General features: G+C 67.1%; 7 protein-coding genes and 4 tRNA genes. 2 read left to right on the forward strand and 9 right to left on the reverse strand.

The window, feature by feature from the left end:
* Both ENN83_RS16125 and ENN83_RS16130 read right to left on the reverse strand, forming a co-directional pair.
* A partial coding sequence (locus ENN83_RS16125) for an aminotransferase class I/II-fold pyridoxal phosphate-dependent enzyme (protein WP_287188771.1) occupies positions 1-498 on the reverse strand: 498 nt, incomplete at its 3' end.
* A gap of 457 nt (positions 499-955) precedes the next feature.
* Positions 956-1,531 carry a 5-aminolevulic acid synthase gene (locus tag ENN83_RS16130; protein WP_287188773.1) on the reverse strand — a complete coding sequence of 192 codons (576 nt, stop codon included), beginning with the start codon at positions 1,529-1,531 and terminating at the stop codon, positions 956-958.
* A gap of 151 nt (positions 1,532-1,682) precedes the next feature.
* Between ENN83_RS16130 and ENN83_RS16135 the strand changes: the two genes are divergently transcribed.
* Positions 1,683-3,056, forward strand: a complete 1,374-nt coding sequence (locus ENN83_RS16135; RefSeq protein WP_287188775.1) for a M20/M25/M40 family metallo-hydrolase — start codon at positions 1,683-1,685, stop codon at positions 3,054-3,056.
* Between the two features lie 114 nt (positions 3,057-3,170).
* On the opposite strand, the gene ENN83_RS16140 is transcribed toward ENN83_RS16135, so the two are convergent.
* The 5 genes from ENN83_RS16140 to ENN83_RS16160 form a co-directional block, all read right to left on the reverse strand.
* Complete coding sequence (locus ENN83_RS16140; RefSeq protein WP_287188776.1) at positions 3,171-3,395, reverse strand: RND transporter; 225 nt, start codon at positions 3,393-3,395, stop codon at positions 3,171-3,173.
* Between the two features lie 26 nt (positions 3,396-3,421).
* Positions 3,422-3,498 (reverse strand) — tRNA-Asp (locus tag ENN83_RS16145).
* Positions 3,499-3,528: 30 nt separating this feature from the next.
* A tRNA-Asp gene (locus ENN83_RS16150) sits at positions 3,529-3,605 on the reverse strand.
* Positions 3,606-3,715: 110 nt separating this feature from the next.
* A complete protein-coding gene (ade, locus tag ENN83_RS16155; RefSeq protein WP_287188778.1) occupies positions 3,716-5,413 on the reverse strand; it encodes an adenine deaminase in 1,698 nt (565 codons plus the stop codon).
* 70 nt (positions 5,414-5,483) lie between these two features.
* A tRNA-Val gene (locus ENN83_RS16160) sits at positions 5,484-5,559 on the reverse strand.
* Between the two features lie 171 nt (positions 5,560-5,730).
* Between ENN83_RS16160 and ENN83_RS16165 the strand changes: the two genes are divergently transcribed.
* On the forward strand, positions 5,731-5,940 hold the full coding sequence (locus ENN83_RS16165) for a hypothetical protein (protein WP_287188780.1): 210 nt from the start codon (positions 5,731-5,733) through the stop codon (positions 5,938-5,940).
* A gap of 292 nt (positions 5,941-6,232) precedes the next feature.
* Here the strand turns inward: ENN83_RS16165 and ENN83_RS16170 are convergent.
* Together ENN83_RS16170 and lon are read right to left on the reverse strand one after the other, a co-directional pair.
* Positions 6,233-6,307: transfer RNA gene (locus ENN83_RS16170), tRNA-Val, on the reverse strand.
* Positions 6,308-6,456: 149 nt separating this feature from the next.
* A complete protein-coding gene (gene lon, locus ENN83_RS16175) occupies positions 6,457-8,868 on the reverse strand; it encodes an endopeptidase La (RefSeq protein WP_287188782.1) in 2,412 nt (803 codons plus the stop codon).
* Between the last annotated feature and the right edge of the window lie 149 nt (positions 8,869-9,017).

The raw sequence follows: 9,017 nt of genomic DNA on the forward strand, positions 1-9,017 counted from the left end.
ATGCGCGACATCGTTGTGGCGGAAGATGTGCTTTTCGCAACGCCCGCGCCGGATGCCCTGGATCATCGAGGCGTGGTTCAGTTCGTCCGAGACGATCACGAGGTTGGGAAACAGGACCGGCAGCGTCGAGAGCGTCGCGTCATTCGCATTGTAGGCCGAGGTGAAGACCAGCGCGGCCTCTTTCTGGTGCAGGTCGGCCAGTTCGGCCTCGAGCGCCTTGTGATAGACCGTGGTCCCCGAGATGTTGCGCGTGCCGCCCGACCCGGCGCCGGTGGCGTTCAGCGCGTCCTGCATCGCGTCCAGCACGACCGGGTGCTGGCCCATGCCCAGATAGTCGTTGCCGCACCAGACCACGATATCCTGCTGGCCGCCATCGGGACGGGTCCAGACGGCGTTGGGGAACTGGCCTTTCCGGCGCTCGATGTCGATGAAGGTGCGGTAGCGCCCTTCGTCGTGCAGCCGGTTGATGGCCGTGTCCAATGCTGCGATATAGTCCACCGCGTCTCTCCTTCGTTTTCAGCCCCCCAAGGGCCTCTGGCTGACCGGCGATCGCCCCCCTGCGGGGCAGGGGCCGTCCGGGTCCTGCGTTTTTGTCGGGTGCCTTGCGGCGCCCCCCCTAGTGGCTCCTGGCGCATCCTGTCGGGACACGCGGCGGCGCCGCTCCTCTTTCCCTATTCGTTCTTCTTAGCCGAAAAAAGCCGTCTGTCTAACCGTGTTGCCGCGAATTTCACCCGTCGCCAGAAGTCCGTCGCCGCATTCCGCCCGCCACGCGTTCCGATCGGAAACCCCTGGACTGCGGGGCAGCGCGGCGTCGGAGATACAGCGCGATTTCGCAGGTGGGTTGGGTCGCGTGCTCCACATCTCCCTCCACTTAATGACAACCAGCATCGCCAGACTTTGATCTCTGTCAAGTGGCACTGACATGATTGCTGTCAATCGAACTGGACAGGCCGCCTCAGCGGTCCGCCACGACGACGCGGCAATCGTCGCGTCCCGCTTGTCGGGCGCAGCTTGCCACCGCCTCGCGACCGGCCTCGGGGCCAGTGGCCATGGCCCAGATGCCCGTCGCGGGCGAGATCGCAAGCGCCTTGGCCCCACGCCCCGGGCGGTAGGTCTTGCGAAGCCCTTCGCTGGCATCGGCACTGAGGCTGAGCTGCCGGGGCGCCCAGCCGATCGGGCGGATCTCGGCGACAATGACGCAAAGCGGGCCGCCCTTGCGGGCCGAATCGCGACTTTTCAGCGCCGCGGCGCGGGCGGAATCGACATCGTGGTAGTTCGCGGCTGCCACGGTTGCCTCTGACGGGAGTCCCTCGCCCGGGGCTGCCGCGATGGCGTCGTAATAGTTCTGCTGTGCCCCGGCGAATTCCAGCGCGGTCCGGTCCCGCGCCGTCAGGAAGTCCTGCGCGATCACAGTCACCTCGACCCCGGACGGGTCGAAAAGCTGGGCGCGTGCCGCCTTGCCGTCCAGCGGCTCGGCCGCGCCTGCACCTGCGACAAGCACCATCGCAATCCCCAGACAGACCGCCCGCATCCGCGCATCCGCGCATCCGTGCCTCCGTTCCCAGGCCCATCGACCATCCAGGCGCCAGCAGCCAGGCGCGCCGCGCCGGGCGCGGCCAGCCCTCTGGACAGCGCCCGCACTGCTGTTAGGCTCCGCCCGACCCTGCAAACCCGGAGCCCCCATGACCCTCGACGCCGTGCTGTCCCGAATCGATGCCGACCTGCCGCATGCGCTGGACCGGCTGATGGCGCTGATGCACATCCCCTCGATCTCGACCGACCCGGCCCATGCCGCCGATTGCGCCGCCGCCGCCGACTGGCTGGCCGAGGATCTGCGCGCCATCGGCTTCGACGCCCGGCCCTGCCCCACGCCCGGCCATCCGATGGTGCTGGGCAAGGGCGGCGAGACAGGGCCGCACCTGCTGTTCTACGGCCATTACGATGTCCAGCCGGTCGACCCGCTGGACTTGTGGCACCGCAACCCGTTCGAGCCCGCGATCGAGGACACCCCGCGCGGCCGGGTGATCCGCGGGCGCGGCGCTTCCGACGACAAGGGCCAGCTGATGACCTTTGTCGAGGCCTGCCGGGTCTGGAAGGCCGTTCACGGCAGCCTGCCCGCGCGCATCACGATGTTCTTCGAGGGCGAGGAGGAATCGGGCTCGCCCTCGCTGGTGCCGTTCCTCGAACAGAATGCCGACGCGCTGACGGCCGATATCGCGCTGATCTGCGATACCGGTCTTTTCGCCGAAGGCACGCCCGGCATCGTGACCATGCTGCGCGGGCTGGTCGGCGAGGAGGTCACGATCACGGGCCCCGCGAAGGATCTGCATTCGGGCATGTATGGCGGGGCGGCGATGAACCCGATCCGGGTGCTGGCACGCATCATCGCGGCACTGCACGACGCGGACGGGCGGGTGACGGTGCCGGGCTTCTACGACGGCGTGCCCGAGCTGCCCGCCGAGGTGGCCCGGCAATGGCAGGGCCTGGGCTTCGACGCGGGCGCGTTCCTGGGCGAGGTGGGCCTGTCGCATCCCGCCGGCGAAAAGGGGCGCACACCGCTGGAAATGATCTGGTCGCGCCCGACCTGCGAGGTGAACGGCATCTCGGGCGGCTATGCCGGGTCGGGGTTCAAGACGGTGCTGCCCGCCAGGGCCTCCGCCAAGATCAGCTTCCGCCTTGTCGGCCAGCAGGACCCGCTGGCAATCCGCGAGTCGTTCCGCGCCATGGTGCGCGCGATGCTGCCGCCCGATTGCACGGTCGAGTTCCACGGCCACGGCGCCTCGCCCGCGGCGCAGATGTCGATCGCCGATCCCGCCTTCGAAAAGGCCCGCACCGCACTGTCCGCGGAATGGCCGAACCCGGCCGCCTTCATCGGTTCGGGCGGATCGATCCCGGTGGCCGGCCATTTCAAGGAGATCCTCGGGATGGATTCGATGCTGATCGGCTTTGCCCGCGACGACGACGCGATCCACGCGCCGAACGAGAAATACGACGTGGCCAGTTTCCACAAGGGCATCCGCAGCTGGGCACGCATCCTCGCGGCGCTGGCCGCCTGACGCGCCACCCGGACCGGACGCGACCGCGCCGCGCCTCTGGCGCGGCGCCGGGCCCAACCGCAGGCGGCGGCGCAAGCCGCCAACGGAGGGCGGGAGCCCCCCCGATACCGGCCCTCAGCGCCGCCGCAGCGCCATTCGGCCCAGCTTGGCCAGAAGCAACAGCCAAGGCGCGCCGTGCAGGGCGAGATCAAAGATGTCGATGCCGCGCCGCAACTCGCCCGCGGACAGCATCCTGAGCTTTTCCCACAGGTGCGGTTCGGGCAGGAAGGGGGACAGCCCGACCGTCACGGCCGGCAGCAGCGCCAGCCAGAGCGGGACTGCATCGAGCAGGCGGGCCATAAACGCCCCGTTATCCAGGGGAGAAGTGGCGCGGTTGACGGGGCTCGAACCCGCGACCCCCGGCGTGACAGGCCGGTACTCTAACCAACTGAGCTACAACCGCGCATTTCGCGTGGGCGGATCGGACGGGCGATGGCGCGGTTGACGGGGCTCGAACCCGCGACCCCCGGCGTGACAGGCCGGTACTCTAACCAACTGAGCTACAACCGCAGCGCCGTCCGGGCGCGCCCGGCGTGACGTGCCTTTTAGGCGGCCCTACCGACGGCGTCAAGCGCCTCGCGACGGGAATATCGGGGCGGGTGCATCCCGTCCCGGCTGCCTCAGCCGAGGATCTCGAATCGGTCCACGTCCACCATCCCGCGATCGGTGATCTTCAATGCGGGAATCACCGGCAGGCACAGAAAGGCCAGTTGCAGGAAAGGCTCCTCCAGCGTCACGCCCAGCGACCGCGCCGCCGAGCGCAGATGGTCCAGCCGCGCCTCGACGATCTCGAAGGGTTCAAGGCTCATCAACCCCGCCACCGGCAGCGCCAGTTCGGCAAGGATCGTGCCCTGCCCCGCCACGACGAATCCGCCCTCGATCTCGGCCAGCCGGGTGACGGCGCGGGCCATGTCCGCATCCGAGGCGCCGACCACCACGATGTTGTGGTGGTCGTGACAGACCGTCGAGGCGATGGCGCCCTCCTGCAGCCCGAAGCCGCGGACGAACCCCACCGCGATGTTGCCGTTGATCCCGTGCCGTTCCACGACCGCGATCTTGGCAAGGTCGCGGGACGGATCGGCATGCTTCTCGCCATCGACAGGGCCGAGGTCCTCCACCAGGTGCTCGGTCAGGATCTTGCCCTCGATGATGCCGATCACATGGGTCTCGGTCGCGTTCGCCGCGGCGCGAAAGCTCTCGGGCATCACCGCGGGCGCCCGGACAGAGCCGCGCCCGACCGGCGCGATCTCGTCGCGCGCGTCGAAGGCCGCGTCATCGACCACGCGCCCGCCCGCGATCACCAGGTCCGCCCGGCATTCCGCGACGTCGCCCAACGCAACGATATCGGCCCGCCGTCCCGGCGCAACCAGCCCCCGATCCTTCAGCCCGAAGGCCTCGGCCGCCGACAGCGAGGCCGCGCGATAGACCGCCAGCGGATCGCTGCCCTGCCCGATCATCCAGCGGATCATGTGGTCGAGATGGCCGTATTCGGCGATGTCCAGCGGGTTCCGGTCGTCGGTGCACAGGCACATGAAGGGCGCCGTGCGCTCGGTCAGCAGCGGGCGCAGCGCCGCCATGTCCTTGCTGACCGAGCCTTCGCGGATCAGCACGCGCAGGCCGCGCTGCAACTTCTCGCGCGCTTCCTCGGCGCTGGTCGCCTCGTGCTCGGTGCGGATACCGGCGGCGACATAGCCGTTCAGATCGCGCCCCGACAGAAGCGGCGCGTGCCCGTCGATATGGCGGCCCCGGAACGCCTCGAGCTTGGCCAGAACCTCCGGATCGCCCGCCAGAACACCCGGATAATTCATCATCTCGGCCAGCCCGATCACCCGGGGGTGGTCCATGAGCGGGGCGAGCTCGTCGGCCCCGATCCGCGCGCCCGCCGTCTCCATCTCGGTCGAGGGCACGCAGGAGGACAGGTTCACGCGAATGTCCATCACCGTGCGCGCGGCGGCGTCGAGGAAATAGTCGATCCCCGGCAGGCCGATCACATTTGCGATTTCATGGGGGTCGCAGATCGCGGTGGTCACGCCGCGCGGGCAGACGCAGCGGTCGAACTCGAAGGGGGTGACAAGGCTGCTTTCGATATGCAGATGCGTGTCGATGAAGCCCGGCACCAGCGTCAGGCCTGAAACGTCGATCACCTGCCGCCCCCCATAGGTCGCCCCGATCCCGACGATGGTCTGGCCGCAGATCGCCACATCGCCCGGGATCATGTCGCCGGTCACAAGGTCGAACACGACGCCGCCCTGCAACACCAGATCGGCGGGGACCATGCCCCGACCCCGGGCGATCAGATCGGACAGCGGACGGGTCATGGTGCGTCTCCTTTCGGGCCTGTTGCCCGACCCTCGCAGGGGACGGCGACAGGATCAAGACGCGGTGCCATGGTGGGCGATGAGAGACTCGAACTCCCGACATCCTCGGTGTAAACGAGGCGCTCTACCAACTGAGCTAATCGCCCGCCCCGCAGCCTTTAGACCGGCGCGGCCCGCTGCCGCAAGCCCCCGGCAGCAGAAACCCCGATATCATTCGCCCCGCGTGAACCGCCTGTTAACCAGGTTCGGCATTTCCTTGGGAATGCCCGATTTCCGCCCGAAATCGCGGGAAGGCTGGGACCAAGGAGATCACGTCCATGGCGATTGCATTCGTTCTCGTTTCCATTCTGACCGGCGCCCTGTCCACGGCTCTTGCCGCCCTTGTATGGGAGGCCGGGCTTCTGGGTGCGGTACTGTCCTACTGGCTGGGCGGGATGGCGGGCGCGATGGCGTTGTTCCTGTGGGCGGCCCTGCGCTCCGACGGCGAGACCGACCAGGGCTGCGAGCCCAACCGCATCACCGCCTGACCGACCCCGCCGCCGGTCCGACCCGCCACAGGGTCCGGAGCCAACGCCCCTCTCTATTCCACGACCCTGCTGCTCGCCCACTGCCCGGAAACCGTCGCCAACCGGCACGGCAATGACGGTTCCCTCAGCCTTTCAGGCTTCGTCACGGGGAGCATGGGCACGCGCGTGGCAGGTTTACCCGATCAAGACCGGACAGGGCATCGCCAATCCCCCTCTGCACCACCCGTCTGCACCGATGGAGGCGGCGAAACACCTTCCAGCCCAAGCGCCATGTCAGATCGAGAAGGAAGGATGGTGGGTGATGAGAGATTCGAACTCCCGACATCTTCGATGTGAACGAAGCGCTCTACCACTGAGCTAATCACCCGTGGCGCGCTTGTTAGCCCGTCTCTGACTGGTTCGCAAGGGGGCTATTGGCCTGCAAGGGGGCGCCCGGGATGGGCCAGGGCGGTGCGGTTCCGGAACGGGAAAAGGCGCGCCATGGCGGCGCGCCTCTCCGGAACGGCCCGAGCGGGCTCAGTGCGCGATCTGCCCCGGCGCGTCCTCACCCGTGGACTTGGCCGCGGCCCGGGCTGCGGCCTCTTCGGCGGCCTCGTCCCAGACGATGGGCTCGGGCGCCCGGACCAGCGCGCGTTTCAGCACGTCCCGGACATGGGCGACGGGGATGATCGTCAGCCCCCGCTTCACGTTGTCGGGGATCTCGGGCAGATCCTTTTCGTTTTCCTCGGGGATCAGCACGGTCTTGATGCCGCCCCTCAGCGCCGCCAGCAGCTTTTCCTTGAGCCCGCCGATGGCCAGAACATTCCCGCGCAGCGTCACCTCGCCGGTCATGGCGATGTCCTTGCGCACCGGGATGCCGGTCAGCACCGACACGATGGAGGTCACCATGGCGATGCCCGCGGACGGTCCGTCCTTGGGCGTCGCGCCCTCGGGGACATGGACATGGATGTCCACCTTCTCGAACTGCGGCGGCTTGACCCCGATCTCGGGCGCGATCGAGCGCACGAAGCTCGAGGCGGCGTCGATCGATTCCTTCATCACGTCGCCCAGCTTGCCGGTCGTCTTCATCCGGCCCTTGCCGGGCAGCTTGAGCGCCTCGATCGACAAGAGGTCGCCACCCACCGACGTCCAGGCCAGCCCGGTGACGACGCCCACCTGGTCCTCCTTCTCGGCGAGGCCATAGCGAAACTTCTCGACGCCCAGGAACTCCTCCAGCACGTCCGGGGTGATCGTGACCTTGTCGGTCTCCTTCTTGATCAGCCGGGTCACCGCCTTGCGGCAGAGCTTGGCGATCTCGCGTTCGAGGTTCCGCACGCCCGCCTCGCGGGTATAGCGTCGGATCATCTCGGTCAGCGCCGCCCCGGTCAGCTCGAATTCATTCGGCTTCAACCCGTGGTTCTGCATCTGCTTCGGGATCAGGTGACGCACCGCGATCTCGCGCTTCTCATCCTCGGTATAGCCTGCCAGCGTGATGATCTCCATCCGGTCCAGGAGCGGGCCGGGCATGTTGTAGGAGTTCGCCGTAGTCAGGAACATCACGTTCGAGAGGTCGTATTCCACCTCGAGGTAATGGTCGACGAAGGTCGCGTTCTGTTCGGGGTCCAGAACCTCGAGCATCGCGCTGGCCGGATCGCCGCGGAAGTCCTGGCCCATCTTGTCGATCTCGTCGAGCAGGATCAGCGGGTTGGTGGACCTGGCCTTCTTCATCGCCTGGATGATCTTGCCGGGCATCGAGCCGATATAGGTCCGCCGGTGGCCGCGGATCTCGGATTCGTCGCGCACGCCGCCCAGGCTGATCCGGATGAACTCGCGCCCCGTGGCGCGCGCGACCGACTTGCCGAGCGAGGTCTTGCCCACGCCGGGCGGCCCGACGAGGCACAGGATCGGCCCCTTCAGCTTCTTCGACCGCTGCTGCACGGCGAGGTATTCGACGATGCGCTCCTTGACCTTTTCCAGCCCGAAATGATCCTCGTCCAGCACCGTCTCGGCGCGGGTGAGATCCTTCTTGACCCGGGTCTTCACACCCCAGGGCAGCGCGAGCATCCAGTCGAGATAGTTGCGCACCACCGTCGCCTCGGCCGACATCGGCGACATCGACTTCAGCTTCTTGATCTCGGCCTCGGCCTTTTCGCGCGCCTCTTTCGAGAGCTTCGTGGCGGCCACGCGTTCCTCGAGCTCGGCGATCTCGTTCTGGCCCTCGTCACCATCGCCGAGTTCCCGCTGGATCGCCTTCATCTGTTCGTTGAGATAGTATTCGCGCTGGGTCCGCTCCATCTGTGACTTGACGCGGGTCTTGATCTTCTTCTCGACCTGCAGGACGCTCATCTCGCCCTGCATCAGGCCATAGACCCTCTCCAGCCGCTCGGCGATCACCAGCGTTTCCAGAAGTTCCTGCTTCTGGGCGACCTCGACGCCCAGATGTCCCGCGATCAGATCGGCCAGCTTGTCCGGCGTGCGCGTCTCGGACACGATGGACAGCGCCTCTTCGGGGATGTTCTTCTTGATCTTGGCATAGCGTTCAAATTCGGGACCGACCGAACGCAACAGCGCCTCGACCGTGGACTTGTCGCCCAGATCCTCGGACAGGGGCTCCGCACGGGCCTCGAAGAACGAGTCGTTGTCGAGGAATTCGATGATGCGCACGCGGGTCTTACCCTCGACCAGCACCTTGACGGTGCCATCGGGCAATTTCAGCAGTTGCAGCACGTTCGCAAGGACGCCGGTGCGATAGATACCGTCCGTCGACGGCTCGTCGACCGAAGGATCGATCTGCGCCGAGAGCAGAATCTGCTTGTCGTCCTGCATCACCTCTTCCAGCGCGCGGACGGATTTCTCGCGTCCCACGAAGAGCGGGACGATCATGTGGGGAAAGACCACGATGTCGCGCAACGGAAGGACGGGATAGGATTGGACGGTGAGTTCGGTCATACGTTTTCCCTGGTCTGGCAAGAAGGCACCTGCCCCGCTGGCGGCAGCCACTCGGCCCTCTCCGGTCTGGTCGGACATCTGGGGCTTTTTTTCCGGGGATTCAACCAGACGGCTTCGAGTTACCCCTCAGAATGCCTGTCCGGCCCGCC

The organism is Rhodovulum sp., from assembly GCF_011048875.1.
GTDB lineage: Bacteria > Pseudomonadota > Alphaproteobacteria > Rhodobacterales > Rhodobacteraceae > Rhodovulum > Rhodovulum tesquicola.